The following is a 22,088-nucleotide window of genomic DNA, read 5'->3' on the forward strand; positions in this document are numbered from 1 at the left end:
TGACGCCTAATCTAGAACAACATCTGCACTCTACTATTCATGAAGTAGCACTGCTTCGCTAAATGTCCAAGTGCGTTTTTACCAGCAACCGGCCTTTCTGCCGGTTATAGAAGGCAAAAAGCAGCTTTACTGCCGGATACACGAGTGTTCTCTCAATTATGACAGGCTTATAACTCGTTTCTGACAGACTATATTCATTCTCGATAATCATTCATTTCGTCTCGTACAGACAACTCGGAGAGCTTGTAGCCTACTTTGTGCGCTGCCATGGCGAGCAAATGCGCCGAAACCGGGGCCGTCAGGACGAAGAAGAAGAAGCCCGCGATCGCACGTGCAAACGTCGCAAGATCGCCGGCATGCAGACCGACCGCCAGAAGCATCAGACCGGAGCCGACCGTACCGGCCTTGGAGGCGGCATGCATGCGGGTATAGAGGTCCGGCAGGCGGTTGATGCCAATCGCCGCAACCAGGACGAAGCCGGCCCCGACGAGGACGATGAGAGCGGTGAGTATGGCAACGAGCGAACCGATCATTTTCCTGCCTTTCTCCGCACGGCCGGCCCGGCACCGTCCTTGCGCTTGCCCGACGGCTTTCGCCTGCGCGCGGATGGAGCCGCGATCAGCCTCATGTGCGGTCCTTCCGATGTTTCCTCCCGCCGGACGCGCGACAGGATGAAGCGGGCAAATGCAACGGTCGCCAGGAACCCGACAAGGCCGAGCGAGATCGCGATATCGATATAGAGCGTGAAGCCGGTGCGGATGGCGATCAGCGCGATGAAGCCGATGACGATGCCGACCAGCATGTCGAGCGCCAGAACCCGGTCGGGAAGCGTCGGCCCCTTGATCACCCGCCAGACGGTCAGGAGGAAGGAGAGGCCGAGTATCAGGAGCGCCGCCCACAATACCCAGGAAAGGATCGCTTCTGCCGCCGTCACCGGAACGCCTCCATGATCTTCCTCTCGAAACCGCCGGCGATATCCCTCACCGTCGCATCGGTATCCGAACAGTCGATCGCATGCACGAAGAGCGTCTTGCGATCTTCGGAGACATCGACCGACAACGTGCCCGGGGTGAGCGTGATGAGATTGGCAAGCAGCGTGATCTCGAAATCCCGGTCGACCGTCAGCGGGAAGGCGAATATGCCGGGCTTCAGGTCCATGCGCGGACTGACGACCAGGACCGCCACTTTCCAGGCCGAAAGCGCCAGTTCCTTGAAGAACAGCAGAAGAAGCGACAGGATGCGCCCGAGCCGCCGCCAATAGCCGCGGGCACTCATCTGGTCACGCACGACCCAGAGCGACAGCGTCGAAAGCGCAAAACCGAAGATCAGGTTGTGCAGCGTCGCGCTGCCGGTAATGGCGGCCCAGATGATGGCCAGGACAAGCGACAGGATGAAGATGATCACGGCAGGGCACCCCGCTCTATCGCGGATTGGGGAAAGACGGACAATATATAGGCCGCCGGATCGGCGAGATTCGTCGCCGCCTTCTGGGTAAGATCCAGCAGCGGTTCCGGCAGCAGGCCGAACAGGACGACGAGGAAGGTCAGGGCGCCGAGCGGCAGGACAATGCGCCAGTCGCCGGGGGGCGCACCCTCGCCGGGCATTTCGGGCGCCGGTGCGGAAAGCGGCCGCCAATAGGCGAGCAGGAAGACGCGGCCGAGCGCCAGGGTGATGACAAAGGCGGAGACGAGGATCGACGCCGCCAGCCACCACGCGCCGATGTCGAGCGAGGCCTTGAGCAGCACCACCTTGGGCCACATGCCGGCAAGCGGCGGCAGGCCGGCGGCGGCCAGGAAGAAGGCAAACGAAGCGGCCGAAAACCATGGCGCCCGGCGATAAAGCCCGCCGAGCCCCGAAAGCGACCAGGCACCGGCAAGCCGGGCGGCTTCGCCCGCCACGAGATAAAGCGCGGTCATCGTCGCCACGGAATTCAGGGCATAGAGGATCGCGCCGCTGACAGCCGCCGGCGTGCCGATCGCGACACCTGCCATCATGTTGCCGATGCCCGCGATCACCAGATAACCGACCAGCTTGCGGATATCGTTCTGGGCAAGCGCGCCGAGCGCCCCGATCAGCATGGTCAGCGCTGCGGAAACCGCGATCATCAGGCTCAGTTCCTCCCGTTCGACGGGAAGCAGCATGACGGTGACGCGGATCAGCGCATAGATGCCGATCTTGGTGAGCAGGCCGCCGAACAGGGCCGACACGACGATGCGCGGCGTGTGATAGGAGGCCGGCAGCCAGAAATTCACCGGAAAGGCGGCCGCCTTCATCGCGAAGGCGAAGATGAACAGCGCCGTCAGCGTCGTCAGCGGCGCCGTCTCGCGCAAGGTCCCCGCCTTCCTGGCGATATCGGCCATGTTGAGCGTGCCGAAGATCGCATAGAGATATCCGACCGCGATCAGGAACAGCGTCGTGCCGATCAGGTTGAGGATGGCATATTTCAGCGCGCCGTCGATCTGCTCGGGTTCGGACCCCAGGATCAGCAGGCCGAAGGAGGCGATCAGCAGCACCTCGAACCAGACGTAGAGGTTGAAGATGTCGCCGGTCAGAAACGCGCCCGTCACGCCGGCCATCAGCAGCATCAGGAAGGGAAAGAAGCCGTAGCGGCGGCCGCTCGCATCGATGTCGGTGAGCGCGAAGATGCCGGCGGCGAGCGCCACGACGGCCGATACGAGCGCCATGACGGCACCGAAGAGATCAGCGGTGAAGGCAATGCCGAACGGCGGCAGCCAGCGGCCCATCACCATGGTGACGGGACCGTGAACCAGGACGCGCCAGAGCAGCCCCGCATCCAGAAGGACGAGCAGCGCGAGGCCGGCGATCGCGATCGTGCCCTGCAGGCGAACGGATTTGCGGACCATCATCAGGAGCGCGCCGAACGCGATCATCGATGCCACGGGCAGGACCACCAGCCAATCGGCAAGCGGCACGGGTGCAAGGACAAGTGCTGCGGAAAGGTCGACGGGAACGGTGGAGGGAGTTGCCATCAGATGCGCACCTCCGCCAGCGGCTGTTGCCCCGCATGCTTAACGATTCGGAGGGGCGAAATACCCCCCCCTGCCCTGCCGGGCATCTCCCCCTCAAGGGGGGAGATCGGCAAGACGCGCCAGCTTCCCAAACCATCAACCGTTTCGGATTTAGCCACGGCAGTCTCGAACCTGTGTTCAGCGTGGGAGTTCACCGTTATCCGATCTCCCCCCTTGAGGGGGAGATGGCCGGCAGGCCAGAGGGGGGTGGCCGGAGAGGCAGGCCAGAGGGGGGTATCTGTCGCAAACTGCATCACTCAATACCCCATCGGCGGGCGTTCTTCGTCCCGCGGTTCGGCGAGGCGCATCTCGTCCGTATTGTCGGTGCCGAGTTCCTGGTAGGCGCGATAAGTCAGCACCAGGAGGAAGGCGAAGAAGGAGAAGGAGATCACGATCGCCGTCAGGATGAGCGCCTGCGGCAGCGGGTTTGCAGTGCCGGCCGGGAGTTGGTCCATGCCCGTCGGGATGATCGGCGGGACTTCGCGCGTCAGCCGGCCGGTGGTGAAAAGAAGCAGGTTCACCGCATTGCCGAGCAGGACGATACCGAGCAGCATGCGCACCGTATGCTTCGACAACAGAAGATAGACTGCGGCGGCGAAGAACAGCCCGATCAGGATGGCAAAAAGCGCTTCCATCAGCCTTCCTCCCCGCCTGTTTCCGGCCCCGGTTCCTGTTCGAGCGCAAGCGCGATCGAGGTGATGGCGCCCAGCACGACCAGATAGACGCCGAGATCGAAGGACATGACAGTCGCCAGCGGCACTTCGACGTCGAAGAACACGGGATAGATCCAGAGGCCGGTCATGAAGGGCACGCCGAAGAAAATCGAGACGAGGCCGGAGAGAGTGGAGAGGAAAAGCCCGGCGCCCGCAATCGCCATCGGATGGAAGCGGATGGCGCGGCGCACCGCGCCGACCCCGAAGGCGATGCCGTAGATCGCCAGCGCCGAGGCGGCGATCAGCCCGCCGATGAAGCCGCCGCCGGGCTCGTTATGGCCGCGCAACAGCACGAAGATCGAAAACAAAAGCATCAGGGCGGTGAGTACGGGGGCGACCGTGCGCAGGATGAGCGTGTTCATGCTGCACACCCTTTCGCTATCAGATGAAGATTTACCAGAGGGGGATAAAAGACTGCCGTCACTGACCCACCTCCTCATCAGTCACCTTTTTCGCCGCCCGCACCCGGATCAGCGCCAGGACCGCAAGGCCGGTCACCATCACCACGGCGATTTCACCCAGCGTATCCGTGCCGCGGAAATCGACGATGATGACGTTCACGACGTTGGCGCCATGGGCGATCACCTTGGAATAGGCATTGAAGAAATCGGTCAGCAGATTATCGAACGGCGCCTCGACAGACTTCAAGAGCAGGAGCCCGAAGCCGAGCCCACAGGCGACCGCGACGCACGCATCGAAGAGCAATTGCCTGCGCGGCCGATGATCGGCAGGCGAAAGCCGAAGCCGCGTCATGACCAGCGCCAGGATGACGACCGACAACGTCTCCACCATGAACTGCGTGAAGGAAAGGTCCGGCGCGCCGAACAGCAGGAAGATCACCGCGACGGCAAAGCCCTGGATGCCGAGCGAGACGATCGCCGTCAGCCGGTCCTTCGCCCTCAGCACCGCGACAATGCCGATCAGCGCGATCAGAAGGAAGGCCCCTTCCTGCACGAGGATGTTTTCCGGCCAGGCCGGCATGCCCGGCAATTCGTCGAAGACGACGAGGGGAACCAGCAGCGTCAGCGCCAGCAGGATGAACGTGGCGGTGATATAGACCTCCAGCCTTCCGGGCTGCACGAAGCGGGTGATGGCGACCGAAAGCCGGACAAGCCCGGAGACGAAATGATCGAAACCGAGATCCGGTCCGGGCCCCAGATTTTCCAGCACACGGACCATCAATGCGCGGGCACCGTCCAGCCGCCAGAAGACGAACACGCCAAGCCCTATGGTGATGACCGAGAGAACGAGTGGCATCCCGATATGCGGCACGGTGGTGATATCGATCATCACCTTCTCGCCGGAGACCGCGCTTGCCATGGGCGAGGAAACATAGCGATGCGCAAGACCGGAAAACAGCGCTCCGAACAGCCCCAGCACGGCCAGGACGGCCGGCCCCAGCCAGAGGGCGACAGGCCCCTCGTGAGCCGATTTCGGATTCGCGCTGGGCGGCCCGAAAAAGGGCCTGATGGCGATGGCGAAGGCCACCGCAAACATCAAGGCATTGCCGATCACCGCAAGACCGGTAAAGAAGACGGCACGCGGATTGCCGGCCGCAAGGGCGGCATAGATTTCCTCCTTGGCGAGAAAGCCGAAGAAGAGCGGCAGGCCGCCCATCGAAAGGGCACAGAGCATTGCCGCCGCGAAGGTGATCGGCATGGCGGATCTGAGCCCGCGAAGCTGAGTGACGTTGCGGTCTCCCGCTTCGTGGTCCACGGTCCCCACCACCATGAAGAAGCCGCCCTTGAACAACGAATGCGCGACGAGATAAAGCACCGCCGCCTCAACCGCATGCGGCGCCCCGAACCCCGTCAGCATGACGAGCAGACCGAGCGAGGCCATGGTCGTATAGGCCAGCATCAGCTTCATATCCACCTGACGGAGGGCGAGGAAGGTGCCGGCAATCAGCGTGATGCCGCCGAAGAAGGGCAGCAGGATTTCCCAGGCGGGCGTCGCGCCCATGACCGGATTGAGCCGCATCAGAAGATAGACGCCGGCCTTCACCATGGTGGCCGAATGAAGATAGGCCGAGACCGGCGTCGGCGCCTCCATGGCGTTCGGCAGCCAGAAATGAAAGGGAAACTGCGCGGATTTGGTGAAGGCGCCGCCGAGGACCAGAAGAAGCGTCGCGAGATAGAACGGGCTTTCGCGCAGGCCGTCTTCCGTGTGGACGAGCAGCGAAAGCTGGTTCACGCCGGTGATGTTCCAGAGGAAGACAAGGCCGGCGAGCAGGCAGACCCCTCCCCCGCCGGTGACCACCAGTGCCTGCAGCGCGGCGCGGCGCGCCTTCTCCCGCCCGTGATCGAAGCCGATCAGCAGGAAGGAGGTGATGGAGGTCAGTTCCCAATAGACGAAGAGCATCAGGAAACTGTCGGACACGACGAGGCCGAGCATCGCCCCCATGAACAGGAGGATGAAGGACAGGAAACGGCCCTGATCCGGATGGCCCTTCATATAGCCGCCGGAATAGATCACGATCAGGGTTCCGATGCCGGTGATCAGCAGAGCAAAGGTCAGCGACAGGCCATCAAGGAACCAGGAAAAGGATAGGTTGAAGCTCGGCGCCCACGCATAACCGCCCGTCACGACTTCGCCTGCGGCGACTTCGGACAGGAAGCCGCAAAAGTGCAGAAAGGCGAAAAACGGCGCCAGAGCCAGCAGCCAGGCCGCCTTGTCACCGAACCGGCGGGTGAGAACAGGAGCGAAAACGGCGCCCATAAAGGGGAGGAACAGGACAACGAATGTCAATGCCGGCACATTGGCAGCCATGCCATCTCCTTTTGAAACCGCGAGAACCGACCAACCGCCGGGAGGAAATGGCTTTCTAGGGTAAAGAATCCCCCATCTCAAGCATAACCGGACGGAACACACAGAAACGCGACTTTCCGTCAACGCCTCGGATGCCTATCTAAAGGAAAAACGAAAGGAATCTTAAGCGATGTCCGATGTGACCACTCCGAAAATCCAAAAGAGCGATGTGGAATGGCGCGAACAGCTTTCGCCCGAACAGTACCGCATCCTGAGGCAGGCCGGCACCGAACGGGCCTTTACCGGTCCTTTCTGGAACGCGAAGGAAAAAGGCCTCTATCGCTGTGCCGGCTGTGGCGAGGAACTGTTCATCTCCGACACGAAATTCGATTCGGGTTGCGGCTGGCCGAGCTATTTCGAGCCGGTGAAGCCCGGGGCGGTGACCGAGCACCGCGACATATCGCACGGCATGGTCCGCACCGAAGTGCGCTGCGCCAATTGCGGCGGGCATCTCGGCCACGTCTTTCCGGACGGTCCGCCGCCGACGGGACTGCGCTACTGCATCAACGGCCACGCGATGACCTTCGAGCCGCTGAAGTAAACCGTAGAACTGCGGATGCTTCCCCGGCCAGCAGACCGGGGAAGTCATGACGAACATGGCCTCTCCTCAAGGGTTATGATAGGTAATTCTGCACCGACCGCAGGAAGATGTCCGTCATGCCCAAGATCGATATCGCCACCGTTCCCAAATATAAAAGCGCGGGCTATCCGCCGCCATTCGATGCCCCCTGTGCCGGACGCGTGCGGCAGCGCCTCGGCGATGCCGGCGGGCTCACCGATTTCGGCATCAATCTCATGCGCCTGCCTCCCGGCAACTGGTCGAGCCGGCGCCACTGGCACTCGCACGAGGACGAATTCGTCTATGTGCTCGAAGGCGAACTGACGCTGATCGAGGACGACGGCGAGACGATATTGCGCGCCGGCGATTGCGCGGCCTTTCCGAAAGGCTCCGGCAACGGCCATCACATGATCAACAGATCAGGTGCGATGGCGGTCTATCTCGAAATCGGCTCGCGCCAGCCCGCCGACATCACCACCTGCTCCGACATAGACATGATGAGCGCCAATACCGACGGCCGGTTCGTGCACAAGGACGGCACGCCCTATTCTGAGCCCGGCTGAACCGGCGCTGTCATTCCACCGCCCGGCCGCGTACGGCCCATGCCCTTGCCTTGAACGGAATGGAGCCGTCGTCGGCATAGGGCAGGTTTGCCTTCAGCTTTTCCCTGAGCTTCCGCCGTCTGTCGGCGGGAAGGTTGGCGCAATATGCGGGCGCAGGCCCGGCTCCCAATGTGAATGGTCGCCAGAAATCGTCGAAATTCTCAAAGTGCGTCGCAATCTCGATCTCTTCGTCTTCCACCTCCGCCAGGCCCGACTGCCTTGCGAGATGGGCGAGATTGTCGCGCGTACAGAAGGGAAACCGGCGGTTCTCGGTCAGATCCTGTGCGGCTGGATCGAGGTCGACGGCAACCGTCCAGAAGGCACGCATGAACTCCACGCCGCCGCCCGGGTAATCCCAGACATAGAACGCGACCCTGCCGCCCGGGCGCGCCACGCGGGCCATTTCGCGCAGCGCCTCCTCCCTCCTCGGAACGAAGTTGAGCATCAGGCCGGACACGACAATGTCCGCGGCCTGCGACGGCATCGCGAGCATCTGCGCGTCGCCCACCCGGAATTCGACGCGGGGATCGGGAACGTTCAAGCGCGCCTTTTCCAGAAACCCTTCCGAAGGATCGAGGCCAATCAGGCTTTTCGGATCGTAGCTGGAGACAATTGCCGCGGAAAGCGCTCCGGTGCCGCAGCCGACATCCACCCAGTCCAACCCTCTGGCCGGATGCAGCCATTCGAGGAAGCGAGGAGCGACCTGCCGGCTCCATCGACCCATATAACGGTCGTAGTTGTCGCCCGCCTGCCAGGCATCGTGCTGCGAAGCCCTGGCCATGATGTCCTCCGATAGACCAAGGCCGCATGATACGCCTCCCGTTCCGTGCGGCAAACAGCATCTTAAGGCTGCATTGCTACGCTCCTTCTCACCAATAAGGTGGAGCCGGCGCTCAGATGCTCGCCTGCACGCGGTTGAGGCCGGCGTAGACGCCGTTCCTCGCCATGAGGCGGTCATGGCTGCCCTCCTCGACGATGCCGTCGCCGGTCAGGACCAGGATGCGGTCGGCATGGCGCACGGTGGAGAGGCGATGGGCGATGACCAGCGTGGTGCGGCCTTTCGCGAGGGTCAGCAGCGCCTGCTGGACCGCCCGTTCACTCTCGTTGTCGAGCGCGCTCGTCGCCTCGTCGAAGATCAGGATCGCCGGGTTCTTGAGGAACGCGCGGGCAATGGTGAGGCGCTGGCGCTGGCCGCCCGAGAGCTTGACGCCGCGCTGGCCGATATCGGTATCGTAACCGTCGGGCAGAGCCATGATGAAGTCGTGCGCGTTGGCGGCCCGCGCCGCGGCCTCGACTTCGGCGTCGGTTGCACCGGGCCGGCCATAGCGGAGATTTTCCGCCACGGTTCCCGCGAAGAGGTAGACCTCCTGCTGCACCACGCCGACATGGCGCCTGAGCGACGCCAGCGTCACGTCGCGGATATCGGTGCCGTCGATCAGGATCGCCCCGGCCTCCACATCATAGAAGCGCGGGATGAGCGCGCACAGCGTGCTCTTGCCCACCCCGGAAGGCCCGACAAGCGCCACGAACTCGCCCGGCGCAATCGTCAGCGAAAGCCGGTTCAGGACCCTGGGGCCATCGGCCTCATAACCGAACGTGACGTCCGAGAACCGGATTTCGCCCTTCGGTTCCGGCATGGGGCGGGCCTCCGGCCGCTCGGCGATGTCCGGGGCGATGTCGAGAATCTCCATGGAGCGGACGAAGCCCGTATAGCCCTCCTGCCAGAGGCGCACGAAATTGGCGAGCCGCTTGACCGGATCGACCAGCACGGCCACGCAGAGCAGAAAGGTTAGGAGGTCGGCGACGGTCAGTTCCGACATGAGGATGCGCAGGCCGCCCACCACGATCACCATTATGGTGACAAGCTGCGCGAAGGTTTCGGTGCCGGCCGAAAACCACGCCTCGCTGCGGTAGCCATCGGCACGGCTTTGCAGGAACCGCCGGTTCTGCTCGGCGAAACGTTCCCGCTCCAACGCCTCGTTGGCAAAGGACTGGACGACGCGAATGCCCGCCAGCGCATCCTCGACACGCTCGTTGACGGCGGCGATCTGACGCTTGCTGGCGTCGAGCGCGCGGTTCATGCGGCGGTTGAAATAGAGCGCATAGGCGACCGCCACCGGGGTGAGCAGCAGGATGAGGCCGGCGAGCGGCGGATCGATGAAGAACAGCACCAGCATCGCGCCGCCATATTTGAGCACGGCGATGAAGAGATCTTCGGGGCCGTGGTGGAAAAGCTCGCCAAGCCACAGGGAATCGCTGGTGATGCGGCTCATCAACTGCCCGGTGCGCTGCCGGTCGTAGAAGCTGAACGAGAGCTTCTGGCAATGATCGAAAAGCTCCTGCCGGACATCCGCCTCGATGCGCGCGCCCATCATGTGCCCACGATAATCGACGAAGAAGATGGCGACGGTCTGGATCGCCAGGATGGCCAGCATGACGCCGCCGACGGCCAGCACCTCGCCGTAAGCGTTCGGCGCCTCGGACAGGGCGAGAAGGCGGCTGGTGACGAGATTGGCGCAGAGCGGCAGGGCTACTGCCGTGCCTGCTACGAGGATCGCGCAAAAGAGATCCGCCAGAAGCAGCGGCAGGTGCGGGCGGTAATAGGACAGGAACTTGCGCAGGCGCGAACGGCGGAGTTCGCGGTCAGCGGCGCCGGAAGGGTCGCGGAAATACTGGAGAAAGGGCTTATGGCGCGGCGGGCTTTTCCTCGCGCGCGGGAACAGCGTGTGCATGATGCGAAATGTCCTTGTGGGCGATGTTTCCTTTCTGGTTGGACAGGATCGCTTTCATGTCAGTCTCCCAAAGCTCGGAGGAAATGAGCGCCAATCATCGCAGACAACCGCGGCGATCTCAATGCAGCCCTGGAAAAACGAACGGGGTGTCATCCGCGAGCAACAGGCGGATGCCTGTCGCGGCAAGGATTTCATCAGGCCGGAAGTTCGACCGTAAAGGCAAAGCGCGCCTTGCCGCCGGGCAGCAAGATCACGCCGTAGGGACGTTTTGCCAGGTCGTCCGGGCCACCGAGTTCGGCGGCCGTGCCGTGCCAGGGCTCGACGCAGACATAGGGCGCGCCGGCCTTCTGCCAGAGCGCCAGGTTGGGCAGGTTCTCGAAGGCGAATTTCAGCGCCGGTCCGTCCTCAGCCGCATAGGTGAGGCCGTCGCCCGCCCCTTCCGGAAAGATCATCGCGTCCTTCTCGAACATCGCATGGTCGAGGGTGAGCCTGCCCGCCCTGAAGGGCGACGGCAGCCTTTCTGGCTTCACCAGCCCGCCTTCCAGCCTGACGAGCGCGGGCTCGGCGCCGTTGTCGAGCGTGACGGCATGGGCGCAGCCCTCCCCGCCCGGCAGCGGCCAGAGGAAAGCCGGGTGGAAACCGAGGCCGAAAGGCATCGGCCGCGTATCGCGATTTTCGACTTCCGCCGAGACTGTCAGCTTCGGACCATCGACGGCATGGGTCACCGCCAGCAGGAATTCGAACGGGTAGACGGCCCGCGTCGCATCCGAGGCGACAAGCTCGTGGCGGCACCTGGTGCCGGTCGACGTGGCAAGTGAGAATTCGCTTCTGCGAGCAAAGCCGTGCTGCCCCATATCGTAGGACTTGCCCTCGACACTGATCCGGTTTTCCGGCGCCTTGCCGACCATGGGAAAGAGGATCGGCGAGCGGCCGCTCCAGAAGGCAGCATCGCCGTTCCAGAGCCATGAGCGGCCATCCGCCGTGGTGAGCGACTGCATCTCCGCACCCAGCGGGGAGACCTCGACGGCGAGGGATCGATTTTCGATGCGGACGGTGTCGGACATGCTCTTTCCTCTCGGCGGCTGATTCACCTGACAGCCTGGCGGGGAAAAGTTGCCATTCGATGACCGCGCCCGCCGCCGGCGGCGGCCACCGTCATTTGCCGTCGACGATGTTCTTCAGGTAGCTTTCGGCAAAATCCGTCTGGATCTCGATCCACAGCGGCGAATGATCCGACATCTGCCAGGTGCGCCATTTCTCGTAGAGCTTCTGCGGCGTCGTGGCCCGGAACTTCTCGTTCTTCTCCGGATCCTTCTTCGGGACGAATTTCTCGTACAGTTCCATATCCTCCGGCATGGAGCGGAAGACATCGGCATACATATCGACAATGCCGCCGCCCAGGACCTTGAAATTCTCGTCCTTCACGCGCACCGCGATCTGGTCGTAGAAGTGCTCGCGGTTCGGCATGTGTGTGCCGTCGATCTCCTCCGGCACCTCGAACCCTTTGGCCGCCAGCGCCTGCATGGTCTCGTGCTCGGGGCTGACGACGTTGAAATCGCCGAGCAGGATATAGTTCTCCGCCTCGCGGCCGCGGTCGAGCGGTTTCATGCCCTTGCCGGTGAGCTTGCTCTCCTTGTCCTGCCGCTTGGCGAAGAAATCCACCAGCCGCTCGATCTCGGCGACGCGGCGCTTCAGTTTCTCGCCGGAATCGTCGCCGAAATAGATGTGCACCGTGCAGAGGCTGAAGCGGAACCAGCCGGACTGGAAGGCGACGAGGAAGGGCGTGCGGGCGAACTGCTGCTTCATCTCCTCGATCTTCGGCTCGATATCCGGCTGGTCCTTCGGCGCCTTCATCTTCTTGCGCGAGACGACGAGCTGGCCGTCCGGCAGGACGATCTCGCCGGCGATCTTGCGGAACCAGACCTTTTCGGTGTTGTAGACGAAAGCCATGCGCTCGCCGTTGCCGCTCGTGCCTTCCGTCACGTCGGTGGCGATATAGTCCCATTCGCGGCCGAGGATGCGCATCACCTTCTGCAGCGCGGAAAGATCGCGGTTGACCTCCTGAACCGCCACGAGATCGAAGCAGGAGATCATCTCGGCGATGTAGTAGAAGGTCTCCGGCAGGCGCGGGCCGAAACCGAAATCGTTGGAATCGAAATCGCGGATGTTCCAGGTCGCCAGAAGCAGCGAGCTGTCCTTCTTGCGCGCCCTGAACGGCGCGAGCGTCTTGCGCATCGCGACCAGTCGCTCGGCGCAGCGCTTGGCCGCTCCCGGCTCCTTGAAGTCGAAACGCAGCCCACCATAGTTCACCATCGTCCCCTCCCCGATCCGCCATGCGTGATCACGGCATGGCACCGACAGTTGCAGCCGGAGGACCATAAACCGGTTTCGCTACACTTTTAAGTCGCTCCTTTCATAATCTTACATCCCGCCCTCGGCCGCACTTCGAGGAAAAGTCCGCGCTTGCCCCCCGGCTTCGAAACGATATAGTGCGGCTTCAGCAGTGACTGATCGAAGTGCCTACACATCTTTTCCTCATCCGGGAGACAAGAGAATGCGGCGACAGGCGAGGGTCTTGCTCGTATATCCGAGGTTCACTGGTGCGTCCTTCTGGAATTTCCGGGAAGCCTGCACGCTTATCGGCGCGCGCTATCCGGCACCACCGCTCGGCCTGATCACCATTGCGGCGATGCTGCCGCAGGATTGGGAACTGAGGCTCATCGACCGCAATGTGGAGGAACTCTCCGACGGCGACATCGACTGGGCCGACCTTGTGCTGACGGGCGGCATGCTGCCCCAGCAGGTCGACGTCCTCCACATCATCGAGCTGGCGCATGCGGCCGGCAAGCCGGTCGCGATCGGCGGCCCCGACGCAACATCGAGCCCGGAGCTTTATGCGAGCGCCGATTTCCGTGTGCTCGGGGAGGCGGAAGACGTCATCGACGCCTTCGTGGCGGCCTGGAGCGGGGGGGAAAAGAAGGGCGACTTCCTGGCGCCGAAATTCAAGGCGGACGTCACGCGGACGCCGGTTCCGCGCTTCGATCTCCTCAAGTTTTCGAACTATACCTTCATCGGGGTCCAGTTTTCCCGCGGCTGTCCGTTCACCTGCGAATTCTGCGACATCATCGAACTCTACGGGCGCGTTCCCCGCACCAAGACGGCCACACAGATCCTCGCCGAGCTCGATGCGCTCTATTCGCTCGGCTATCGCGGCCATGTCGACTTCGTGGACGACAACCTGATCGGCAACAAGAAGGCCGTGAAGGCATTCCTGCCCACGCTCATCGAATGGCAGAGGGCGCGGCACTATCCGTTCGAATTCTCGACCGAGGCCTCGCTCAACCTCGCCGACGACAAGGCGCTGCTCGACCTTCTGGCCGAAGCGGGCTTCTTCACGGTGTTCGTCGGCATCGAAAGCCCCGACGAGGAGGTCCTCAGGGCAACGCAGAAAAAGCAGAACACGCGGCGCGACATCGTCGCCAGCATCGACAAGATCTACGCCGCCGGCATTGTCGTGATCGCCGGGTTCATCCTCGGCTTCGACGACGAAACGCCGGGCTCCGGCGGAAGAATGACCGCGCTGATCGAGGACGCGTCGATCCCCGTGAGCATGGTCGGCCTGCTTTATGCCCTGCCCAACACGCAGCTGACCACCCGGCTCGAGAAGGAAGGCCGGCTCCATTCCGGGCATGCGGTCGACATGGACGACGGGAGCGCCGACCAATGCGTGTCCGGCCTCAATTTCGCGACGAAACGTCCGCGGATCGATATCCTGCGGGACTATCACCGGGTCGTTTCCGCCATCTATACGCCGCAGGCATTTTTCGGCCGGGTTTCGCGTGTCGGCCGGAAACTGCGCGTGAAACACATCAAGGGGGGCTTCAATTGGGGCCGCACCTGGGTGGACACCCGGCGGTTCCTGTATTTCACCGTGGCTGCCACGGTGAAGCGCCCGAAATTTGCCGGGCAGATGGCCCTGATGATCGCCAGGGGCCTGTTCTCCAATCCGGCAGCGCTTCCGCACATGTTCAAGATGGCGATACTCTACGCCCATCTCGGCCCCTTCAGCCAGTATATCGGCAGGGAAATCTCCTCGCAGATCGGTGCGATCGAGGAAGCCTCCCGGACGGTTCCCGACAATGCCTGGGAAGGCGAACTGCGACCGGCCTGAAACGCACGGCCCTTCAAAAGGGTCGGCAACGCACACCGGCTGCTCACCCCCTCCGTCCTCCTGAGCGTTTGCCGAAGGGCGAGCATCTTCCGTCAGAACGGCGGGGCAACCGCATATAGCCTTGCCCCTCATCCCCCTGCCGGGACCTTCTCCCCGTTATAACGGGGAGAAGGAGATATGCCGCGCCGTTGCCGTTCCCCCTCGCCCCGCTTGCGGGGAGAGGGTCGCCGAGCGAAGCGGAGGCGGGGTGAGGGGCAAAACCCACATACGCGCTTCCCCCGTCGCGGACGGCGAAGATGGCCGCGCTTCGGCAAACGCTCAGGAGACCAGAGGGGGTAAAGGCACAGTGTCATCTACCGCGCGCGCTAATGGACGGCGTCCGTCAATCCGCGGCGATCGCGCCCGCATATTCCGCGTCGGCGACCGGCTCCAGCCAGTCGGCCGTCCTGCCGTCCAACGCCTCCTGGATGGCGATATGGGTCATGGCGGTCGTGGGCGCCGCACCATGCCAGTGCTTTTCTCCGGGCGGGAACCAGACGACGTCGCCGGAGCGGATCACCCGGATCGGCTCGCCCCAGACCTGCACCAGGCCGAAACCTGCCGTGACGATGAGCGTCTGGCCGAGCGGATGGGTATGCCAGTTGGTGCGGGCGCCGGGCTCGAAGGTGACCGAGGCGCAGACGGCCCGGGCCGGCGCCGCGGCCTCGTTCAGCGGATCGAGACGGACCGTACCGGTGAAATATTCCGCAGGCTGCCTTTTCGACGGCTGCGATCCGCCGCGCTTGATCTCCATGGTGCAAGTCCTCGCTGTTTCATTGCTTCCCGCCTCATATAGGGCGGATGGGCGCCTAACGGCAGACCTTGCCTTTCGCTGATATCCTGTTATCCATTGCGCCCTACAAGCGTCGGCTTTTGAGGTCCAGTTTGCCTAAGTAATCCCCGGTCTCGACAGTTTCACCCTTCCATGCGGGCAGGCCGGCAAGGCTGCCGCATGCGAAAAACTGTTCATCGGGGTGGCGGCTTGAGACCGGTTTGGCATTGATCTGCCAGTGCTGCTCTTGAAAAAGCCGCCCTGAACATCCGACGCTTCGCTTTTCCCTCAAGTCCGGACCTTCGCCACACCGCACCCGATCACGGGTCTCTCCAGTGCCGTTTCCCGCATGAACTTCCCGACCGGAAGATCAAGACGGCATGTCCACTATCCTTCATCTCGAATGGACCATAATCCCGAAACATCCGCCCCGACCAATTCTCGCCTGCAGCGGTTGCGGCGGCCCCAAACCCTTCCGATCCAGCAGGCGCATCCGCCTCAACGCCAACGGCAAGCGGCTCGATGCTTGGCTCATCTACAAATGCACCACCTGCGACGCCACCTGGAACCGGCCGGTCTTCGAGCGGCAAAGCGTCCGCTCGCTCGACCCCACTCTCCTCGACGCCCTGCAGACGAGCGCGCCGGATTTCGTGGGGCGCCTCGAATTCGACGCCGACGCGCTGAGGACCAAAGCAATCCGCATCGAGGAAAGCGAGGAATTCGAGGTGCGCAGGCAGGCGCTTTGCGACCGCGCAGACTGGCGGAGAATTCGCATCGCGCTTGCGCTGCCCTTCCCCGCCGGCGTCAGGCTCGATCGCCTGCTTGCGGCGGAACTCGGCCTTTCGCGCAGCCGGCTGCAAAAACTCTTCGAAGCGGGCGAGATCATGGTCGAGCCGGTGCGGAAGGATGCCCTGAAACGCGGCATCCGCGACGGCACGACCATCATGCTCAACCTGCGCGACGAGGCCGAAAGAATTTCGGTCGGCGGCAGGGCGATGGGTGGCTGATCCTCCTTCCCGACACACTGTTTCGCCCCCTCAGAGGGGGCGAAATATCGGGCCCTGCTCTCTCTCAGCAGTTCCGGAACCGGGACATCGGCGCAAGCCGGCCCCAGACCTCCCGCAGGGTTTCCGCCTTCAGGGAGACGATCGCAACGCCCGACAGGACGATCAGGGTGGCGACCGCCTCGCGCAGGCTGACCGGCTCGCCGAGTATCACGAAGCCGAGCACGATCGTCCAGGGCGGCAGGAAATAGCCGTTCATGGAGCCGACGGTCGGCCCCGCCTTCTTCAGGATGTTCATGTAAAGCACGATCGGCAGCGCCGTTCCGAAGATGCCGAGCAGAAGCAGGACCGGCAGGGCGTCCAGCGCCCGAGCGAAGGCCGAAAAGCCGCCCAGCCAAGCCACCGCGGCGAAGGTCGGCAGGCCGGAAAAAGCCTGCTGGCCGAACGCCAGCCGGATCGGCTGCGCCTGCGGAATGCTGCGGACATAAAGATTGCCGAGCGCATAGCTTACCGCAACCGCCATCATGGCGCCGATACCGGAGAGGTTGACTTCGGCCGAACCGAGAGCCGCCGGGCCGATCAGCAGCACCATCCCGCCAAAGCCGATCAGGAGACCGATCGTTCGCCGCGGCGTCAGCCGCTCGCTGGCAAACAGCGCCTGCGCCAGGACGGCGACGACAAGCGGGGTCGAGGCCTGGATCGTCGAGGTCAGGCCGGCGGAAATCTGGGTCAGCGCATAGGCCGTCAGCGTGTTCGGCACCACGCCCTGCAGGAAGCCGAGGACGATCCAGTCGCGGTATTCGCGGCCGCGGGGCAGTATCGCGTGGCCGGTCGCCGCCATGAAAACGGCAATCAGAAAGCCGCCCATCAGCCCCCGCACGGCCGTCAGGGCCAGCGGCGAAAGCGAGGTGCCGGCGACCTTCAGAAGAATGAAGGCGCCCGCCCATAAAAAGGAACAGAGGAGCATTTGCCCGATCAGCGGGGCTGCCGCGGCCTTCCTTGCGACGAGCGATAGCATGACAGCCTCCCTATTTATCTTCACGTGAAGATATTTGCTCTCGATTTATCTTCATGTCAAGATAGTTTCAGACGCAAACGAGGAATCGAGGCGATGGACAAGCCGGAACAGCAGGATCACGTCGATCGGTTAAAAGCCCAATGGGCCAGGGAACTGCCCGACCTCGACACGAGCCCGATGGATATATTGGGGCGCATCTATCGCCTGTCGCGGCTGGTGACGCCCACGATCGAGGCGACCTTTGCCTCACATGGGCTCGACCGCGGCGAGTTCGACGTGGTCGGTACGCTGCGCCGGTCCGGCCCGCCCTACCGGCTGACGCCGACGGAGCTCTGCCGCTCGCTGATGATCGCCTCCGGCAGCCTGACCCACCGGCTCGGGCGGTTGGAAAAGGCGGGCCTCATCAGGCGCGTGCCGTCCGAAAACGACGGCCGAAGCCTCGCCGTGCAGCTTACGGAGGAAGGCATTTACCGCGCCGAAGCGGCGTTCCGGCGGGACATGGCGAACGAAGCGGATGCGATCGCGTCATTCGATCCGGAAAAGAAACGCCAGCTTGCGGCCTTGCTTCGCGAATTGAACCTCGCCGTCGAGGCGAGGCTTGCGATGCCGGCGGGTGAAGCGACGGAGACCTGAGCGATGGCAACGCTTCGCGAAAGAGGACAAGGCCTGGCGCTGCCTGTCAGCGGGCACTCTTCGCAGCACCCATTTCCAGATCGACCTGATCCTCGAAGGCGCGCTTCCTGCCGGCGATGAAACGGCGATAGCCTTCCGGGTCTCTCCAGGCATTGACGCCTTCGGTCTGGGCCCGCTGCCGTTTGCCTTCGAGATCGTAATATTCATTGTGCTGCGCCAGCCAGATGTCAGGCTTCAGCATTTCGAGCATATGGTGGGTGCGCCGGTAATCCTCGGCGATACCGGGATAGGACGGATCCTTCGCCAGCCGATAGCCGGGGTTGAAGCCCGCCCCATCCGGGAACGCCACGACATAGGGCTTGCCGTCCAGGACGAGATTGGCGATCCAGGTCGTCGCCCCGCGGGTATGGCCGGGCGTCAGATAGGCCGTGAGCAGCACGTCGCCCATCCTGATCGTGTCGCCATCGCGCAGGATGCGGTCGACCTTGACCGGCGGATAGACAAAATCGTTCCCGTATTTGAAGTCCCCGGAATCGCCGCTCTCCATGGCCGGAACATCTTCCCGCATGACCGCAAGCTGCGCGCCGAACTGCTCCTTGAAAAAGGCAAGGGCGCCGGCGTGATCGATATGCGCGTGGCCGTTGATCATGATCCTGATGTCCTCGGGCCTGAAGCCGAGCTTGCGGATGGAATCGACGATCATCGGTCCCGACGACGGCATGCCGGTGTTCATCAGAATATGCCCTTCGGACGTGGTGAACAGGAAGACGCCAAGCCCCTTGGTGCCGACGAAATAGAGCGGGCCGATAATCTGGAGCGGTTCGTCCGGCTCCTCCCACTTGAGGGCCTTTCTGGCGATCGACATGAACAGGTTGTTGTCGTTCGCCAGTTGTTCCTGCGTCGGCATGTTTTCCGGCAGAGCCTGGGCGGCGGCCGGCAGCGCGGCGCCAAGAACAAGGGCCGACACGAGGACCGGACCCGCCACGTGTATCATTGCGTGCATGCCTGCCTCCTCCTCTTTCAAGGTCGAGGGCCAATGCTTGAGCGCGTGTCGCCTCCCCCGCGATCTGCCCTCAGGTCTCCTCCCGCAGGTGCGGCGATATTACTCCCGATTTCACCGGAGGGATATGGCAGGACGCAACAACCGTTAACGGCGGCTGACCGCAGCGCCAATCGGGAACACATTCAGCAACGGGAGAAAGGAATTCCGTTATCAACGTGCCCCGGGAACCTTGAGCTCCATGCAGGTGAGGTCCAGCCAGCGGCCGAACTTGGTGCCAACTTCGGAGAACTTGCCGGCGACGCGGAAGCCGAGTTTTTCATGCAGGCGGATGGAGGCAGCGTTTTCCGATTCGATCGCGGCGATCATCACATGCACGCCGTTCGAGGCAGCGCGTTCGATCAGTTCCTGCATCAGAAGCCGGCCGATGCCTGAGCCGCGAAAATCGCGGTGGACATAGACCGAATGCTCGACCGTATGGCGATAACCGTCGAAGGCGCGCCAGTCGCCATAGGAGGCATAACCGGCGACTTTCCCGCCGACCTCCGCGACCAGGACCGGGAAGCCCCGCGCCCTGCGGGCCGCAAACCATTCCTTGCGGTTGTCGAGATCGACCAGCACCTCGTTCCAGATCGCCGTGGTATTGGCGACTGCGTCGTTATAGATCTCCATGATCGTCGGAAGATCGGCTTCGGTTGCGTCGCGTACAAGGGTGCTGATCATGGCCATTTTCCATTATGATATAATTTCGTCCACTTTAGCAGACGATCGTCTGTTGTCCACAATTGTTAGCTTCTCGTTCTTCTGATAGCGTGAAGCCCTCGGGGATGGGAGGCGAAGATGCGGGTTCTGCTGACAGTTCTGGCCTGGCTGGCTGCCGTCCTCGTCGCGCATGCCGCCGAATGGCAGACCTATGCCAACGATCGCTACGGCTACACGATCGAGCTGCCTCCGGGCTTTACCATGCAAAGAGCCCCCGATAACGGCGACGGCGGCACGTTCCTGGCGAAGAACGGCGATCGCATCCTCGTCTTCGGTACCTTCCTCGTCGACGTTTTCTTCGATGAGGAAGCAGCCAACCGCATCACACAGGCAAAGAAAGACGGCTGGAAGATTTCCTATTCCCGGGTCAAGCCGGAATGGGCGAGCTATTCCGGCACCAGGGGAGATCGCATCCTCTATGTCCGCGGCATATGGCTATGCGAAGACGCGGCGACCTTCCTGCAACTCGAATACCGAAAGCAGGATCTTAAGACCTACGACATGATCATCAAGCGGATGGTCGCGAGTCTCAAGCCTGCCGGCTGCCCGCAGTAAGGGCGATGTAAGGGCGATCGTCAGAGACCGGACAGGCTGAAACAGGTTATCACCGCGCCGTAATGCACGGCGGCGGCGGCCACCACGAAGCCATGCCAGATGGCGTTCTGGAAGCGCAGCCTTTCCCATACGTGGAAGATGACGCCGAGCGAATAGATGAGCCCGCCGATGACGATCAGCCAGACCGTGACGGCCGGCAGGTATTCCGAAACCTGTCCCATCACCATCGCGCCGCTCCAGCCCATGCCGAGATAGAGCAGAATCGCCAGCTTGTCGTAACGGCCCGGAAACAGGCATTTCAGCGTGATGCCGACCACCGCCGTCGCCCAGATCGCCAGCAGCATGGCGAGGATCCACGGATCCTCAGCGCCGCGCTGCAAAAACGGCGTGTAGGTCGCCGCAATCAGGATGAAGATCGCCGAATGATCGAGCCTTCTCAGAAACCATTTCGTGCGGGAATGCGGCCAGATATTGTAGGTAAACGAGATCGACAGACAGAGCACCAGACCCAGCCCGTAAATCCATGCAGCGGCGATCGCGCCGTAGCTCGACCAGACGGTTGCGTAAAAGATCAGCGCCGTCGCGCCGATCAGCGCAAAGACGATGCCGATGCCGTTGATGATCCCATCCGCGACGATCTCGTGAAAATCGTAACGCCGCCCGAAATTGAAAAACTCGTTCATCCCTACCTTCCGTCTCCCCACAGAATGGACATGGCGGCGGCGGAAGGCAAGAGATGAGCGATTCACTTTAGGTTTTAGGCATTAACCCTTCCGGCTTAAGCTTCTCCGGCGCAGGTCTGGCAGAGCGGCGCATGCGGCACGGCATCGAGCCGCTTTTCCGAGATCGGCTGGCCGCATCGTGCACAGGTGCCGAACGTGCCGCCCGCGATCCGCGCGAGAGCCGCCTCGATCGCGACGAGTTCCTTCTCGCCGACCTCGCCGAGTTCGTCGAGCACCTCATCATTGCTGCGTTCGATGGCGCGGTCGTCATCGTCGGGATTGCGCGGTGACGTGAAATCCTGCTCGATGCGGCTCAGGCGATTCTCCAGCTCGGCTTTCCTCGTCCGCAGGATGGTTTCGTATTTGGCGGTATCCATGGCCTTGTTCCTCCTTACCGGTCGATCAGCACCGAGCATTTTGCGTGGCGCACGACGCGATCCGCCGTGGCGCCGATGAAGTAGTTCGACAAATCCGGTATGTGCGAGGCGACGATGATCAGGTCTGCGCCCCGCTCCTCCGAAGCCGCCAGAATCTCCCGCGCCGGCGAGCCTTCGCGGATCTCGATCTCGGCAGCAATTCCCATCCTCCCCCTCAGATCGATCAGGGTCTCTTCGGCCCCCTGCCGCGCCTTGACCATCATGTCGACGGTGAGATCCGAGACGAGGTAGCCGGGGAGATTCTCGACCACATTCAGGAGCAGAAGCGTACCGCCTTCATCGAGCAACGTCGATGCCTTGCGCAATATCCGCTCTCCCTTTTCCAGTTGCGCTATGTCCACCGCAACGACAATCTTCCTATACATCGTGGCACTCTTATCCTTCCTGTCTTTTTTGCTGCCATCATCCTTTCTTCCGGCTTCCCGCCGCATTGATCAGAATCAACGACGCCGGATTGCCGTTTCCATTCTGGAGACGATCAATCGCCATTTTGTATTCTTTCGTGAACGACCGGAATGAACCATATGGGTTT

General features: G+C 62.6%; 24 protein-coding genes. 6 read left to right on the forward strand and 18 right to left on the reverse strand.

The features are described 5' to 3' along the window. Window positions 1-194: 194 nt before the first annotated feature. The 7 genes from mnhG to JL39_RS26085 all read right to left on the reverse strand — a co-directional run bounded on the left by mnhG (window position 195) and on the right by JL39_RS26085 (window position 6,511). Window positions 195-533, reverse strand: a complete 339-nt coding sequence (gene mnhG / locus JL39_RS26050) for a monovalent cation/H(+) antiporter subunit G (protein WP_037157634.1) — start codon at window positions 531-533, stop codon at window positions 195-197. Continuing rightward, window positions 530-934: a cation:proton antiporter gene (locus JL39_RS26055; RefSeq protein WP_037157637.1), complete on the reverse strand. Its 405-nt coding sequence runs from the start codon at window positions 932-934 to the stop codon at window positions 530-532. The genes mnhG and JL39_RS26055 overlap by 4 nt, the downstream gene beginning before the upstream one ends. Beyond that, entirely contained in the window at window positions 931-1,404 is a 474-nt protein-coding gene (locus JL39_RS26060) for a Na+/H+ antiporter subunit E (protein ID WP_037157638.1), read from the reverse strand. The genes JL39_RS26055 and JL39_RS26060 overlap by 4 nt, the downstream gene beginning before the upstream one ends. Next, complete coding sequence (locus JL39_RS26065; RefSeq protein ID WP_037157641.1) at window positions 1,401-2,990, reverse strand: Na+/H+ antiporter subunit D; 1,590 nt, start codon at window positions 2,988-2,990, stop codon at window positions 1,401-1,403. The genes JL39_RS26060 and JL39_RS26065 overlap by 4 nt, the downstream gene beginning before the upstream one ends. Window positions 2,991-3,286: 296 nt before the next feature. Further along, the gene (locus JL39_RS26075) at window positions 3,287-3,664 is read right to left on the reverse strand and encodes a Na+/H+ antiporter subunit C (RefSeq protein ID WP_037157644.1); all 378 of its coding nucleotides are present in this window, start codon (window positions 3,662-3,664) and stop codon (window positions 3,287-3,289) included. Further along, the gene (locus JL39_RS26080) at window positions 3,664-4,104 is read right to left on the reverse strand and encodes a Na+/H+ antiporter subunit B (protein ID WP_037157647.1); all 441 of its coding nucleotides are present in this window, start codon (window positions 4,102-4,104) and stop codon (window positions 3,664-3,666) included. Before JL39_RS26080 ends, JL39_RS26075 begins: the two co-directional genes overlap by 1 nt. A gap of 58 nt (window positions 4,105-4,162) precedes the next feature. After that, window positions 4,163-6,511: a putative monovalent cation/H+ antiporter subunit A gene (locus JL39_RS26085; protein ID WP_037157650.1), complete on the reverse strand. Its 2,349-nt coding sequence runs from the start codon at window positions 6,509-6,511 to the stop codon at window positions 4,163-4,165. 169 nt (window positions 6,512-6,680) lie between these two features. Between JL39_RS26085 and msrB the strand changes: the two genes are divergently transcribed. Continuing rightward, on the forward strand, window positions 6,681-7,091 hold the full coding sequence (gene msrB, locus JL39_RS26090) for a peptide-methionine (R)-S-oxide reductase MsrB (protein ID WP_037157654.1): 411 nt from the start codon (window positions 6,681-6,683) through the stop codon (window positions 7,089-7,091). A 116-nt stretch (window positions 7,092-7,207) separates the two neighbouring features. Further along, the gene (locus JL39_RS26095; protein WP_037157657.1) at window positions 7,208-7,672 is read left to right on the forward strand and encodes a cupin domain-containing protein; all 465 of its coding nucleotides are present in this window, start codon (window positions 7,208-7,210) and stop codon (window positions 7,670-7,672) included. Window positions 7,673-7,682: 10 nt separating this feature from the next. Here JL39_RS26095 and JL39_RS26100 read toward each other — a convergent pair whose 3' ends face one another. The 4 genes from JL39_RS26100 to JL39_RS26120 all read right to left on the reverse strand — a co-directional run bounded on the left by JL39_RS26100 (window position 7,683) and on the right by JL39_RS26120 (window position 12,756). After that, window positions 7,683-8,492 carry a class I SAM-dependent methyltransferase gene (locus JL39_RS26100; RefSeq protein ID WP_037157660.1) on the reverse strand — a complete coding sequence of 270 codons (810 nt, stop codon included), beginning with the start codon at window positions 8,490-8,492 and terminating at the stop codon, window positions 7,683-7,685. A gap of 112 nt (window positions 8,493-8,604) precedes the next feature. After that, window positions 8,605-10,443 (reverse strand): ABC transporter ATP-binding protein, encoded by a 1,839-nt coding sequence (locus JL39_RS26105; RefSeq protein WP_037157663.1) that lies wholly within the window; start codon window positions 10,441-10,443, stop codon window positions 8,605-8,607. A gap of 194 nt (window positions 10,444-10,637) precedes the next feature. Continuing rightward, window positions 10,638-11,507 (reverse strand): aldose 1-epimerase family protein, encoded by an 870-nt coding sequence (locus tag JL39_RS26115; RefSeq protein WP_037157669.1) that lies wholly within the window; start codon window positions 11,505-11,507, stop codon window positions 10,638-10,640. 91 nt (window positions 11,508-11,598) lie between these two features. Continuing rightward, the gene (locus tag JL39_RS26120) at window positions 11,599-12,756 is read right to left on the reverse strand and encodes an endonuclease/exonuclease/phosphatase family protein (protein ID WP_037157672.1); all 1,158 of its coding nucleotides are present in this window, start codon (window positions 12,754-12,756) and stop codon (window positions 11,599-11,601) included. A 241-nt stretch (window positions 12,757-12,997) separates the two neighbouring features. Here JL39_RS26120 and JL39_RS26125 point away from each other — a divergent pair, with 241 nt between their 5' ends. Next, the gene (locus JL39_RS26125; RefSeq protein ID WP_052183125.1) at window positions 12,998-14,614 is read left to right on the forward strand and encodes a B12-binding domain-containing radical SAM protein; all 1,617 of its coding nucleotides are present in this window, start codon (window positions 12,998-13,000) and stop codon (window positions 14,612-14,614) included. 382 nt (window positions 14,615-14,996) lie between these two features. Here JL39_RS26125 and JL39_RS26130 read toward each other — a convergent pair whose 3' ends face one another. After that, window positions 14,997-15,407, reverse strand: coding sequence for a cupin domain-containing protein (locus JL39_RS26130; RefSeq protein WP_037157675.1), 411 nt, complete (start codon window positions 15,405-15,407; stop codon window positions 14,997-14,999). 398 nt (window positions 15,408-15,805) lie between these two features. Between JL39_RS26130 and JL39_RS26135 the strand changes: the two genes are divergently transcribed. After that, the gene (locus tag JL39_RS26135) at window positions 15,806-16,432 is read left to right on the forward strand and encodes a DUF1062 domain-containing protein (RefSeq protein WP_037157677.1); all 627 of its coding nucleotides are present in this window, start codon (window positions 15,806-15,808) and stop codon (window positions 16,430-16,432) included. A 64-nt stretch (window positions 16,433-16,496) separates the two neighbouring features. Here the strand turns inward: JL39_RS26135 and JL39_RS26140 are convergent, their stop codons facing one another. After that, the gene (locus JL39_RS26140; protein WP_037157680.1) at window positions 16,497-17,447 is read right to left on the reverse strand and encodes a DMT family transporter; all 951 of its coding nucleotides are present in this window, start codon (window positions 17,445-17,447) and stop codon (window positions 16,497-16,499) included. A 93-nt stretch (window positions 17,448-17,540) separates the two neighbouring features. Here JL39_RS26140 and JL39_RS26145 point away from each other — a divergent pair, with 93 nt between their 5' ends. Beyond that, window positions 17,541-18,080 carry a MarR family transcriptional regulator gene (locus tag JL39_RS26145; protein WP_037157683.1) on the forward strand — a complete coding sequence of 180 codons (540 nt, stop codon included), beginning with the start codon at window positions 17,541-17,543 and terminating at the stop codon, window positions 18,078-18,080. Window positions 18,081-18,126: 46 nt separating this feature from the next. On the opposite strand, the gene bla is transcribed toward JL39_RS26145, so the two are convergent. Both bla and JL39_RS26155 read right to left on the reverse strand, forming a co-directional pair. Then, window positions 18,127-19,083 (reverse strand): subclass B3 metallo-beta-lactamase, encoded by a 957-nt coding sequence (bla, locus tag JL39_RS26150; protein ID WP_037157686.1) that lies wholly within the window; start codon window positions 19,081-19,083, stop codon window positions 18,127-18,129. 210 nt (window positions 19,084-19,293) lie between these two features. After that, complete coding sequence (locus tag JL39_RS26155; RefSeq protein ID WP_052183126.1) at window positions 19,294-19,803, reverse strand: GNAT family N-acetyltransferase; 510 nt, start codon at window positions 19,801-19,803, stop codon at window positions 19,294-19,296. Between the two features lie 117 nt (window positions 19,804-19,920). Between JL39_RS26155 and JL39_RS26160 the strand changes: the two genes are divergently transcribed. After that, window positions 19,921-20,397 (forward strand): hypothetical protein, encoded by a 477-nt coding sequence (locus JL39_RS26160; RefSeq protein WP_037157692.1) that lies wholly within the window; start codon window positions 19,921-19,923, stop codon window positions 20,395-20,397. 20 nt (window positions 20,398-20,417) lie between these two features. Here JL39_RS26160 and JL39_RS26165 read toward each other — a convergent pair whose 3' ends face one another. The 3 genes from JL39_RS26165 to JL39_RS26175 form a co-directional block, all read right to left on the reverse strand. Next, window positions 20,418-21,080 (reverse strand): hemolysin III family protein, encoded by a 663-nt coding sequence (locus JL39_RS26165; protein WP_037157696.1) that lies wholly within the window; start codon window positions 21,078-21,080, stop codon window positions 20,418-20,420. Between the two features lie 95 nt (window positions 21,081-21,175). Then, window positions 21,176-21,496 carry a TraR/DksA C4-type zinc finger protein gene (locus JL39_RS26170; protein ID WP_037157699.1) on the reverse strand — a complete coding sequence of 107 codons (321 nt, stop codon included), beginning with the start codon at window positions 21,494-21,496 and terminating at the stop codon, window positions 21,176-21,178. A gap of 14 nt (window positions 21,497-21,510) precedes the next feature. Beyond that, window positions 21,511-21,921, reverse strand: coding sequence for a universal stress protein (locus JL39_RS26175; protein WP_037157700.1), 411 nt, complete (start codon window positions 21,919-21,921; stop codon window positions 21,511-21,513). Window positions 21,922-22,088 lie beyond the last annotated feature (167 nt).

The sequence above is a fragment of the Rhizobium sp. YS-1r genome (assembly GCF_000757525.1).
Classification (GTDB): Bacteria; Pseudomonadota; Alphaproteobacteria; order Rhizobiales; family Rhizobiaceae; genus Neorhizobium; species Neorhizobium petrolearium.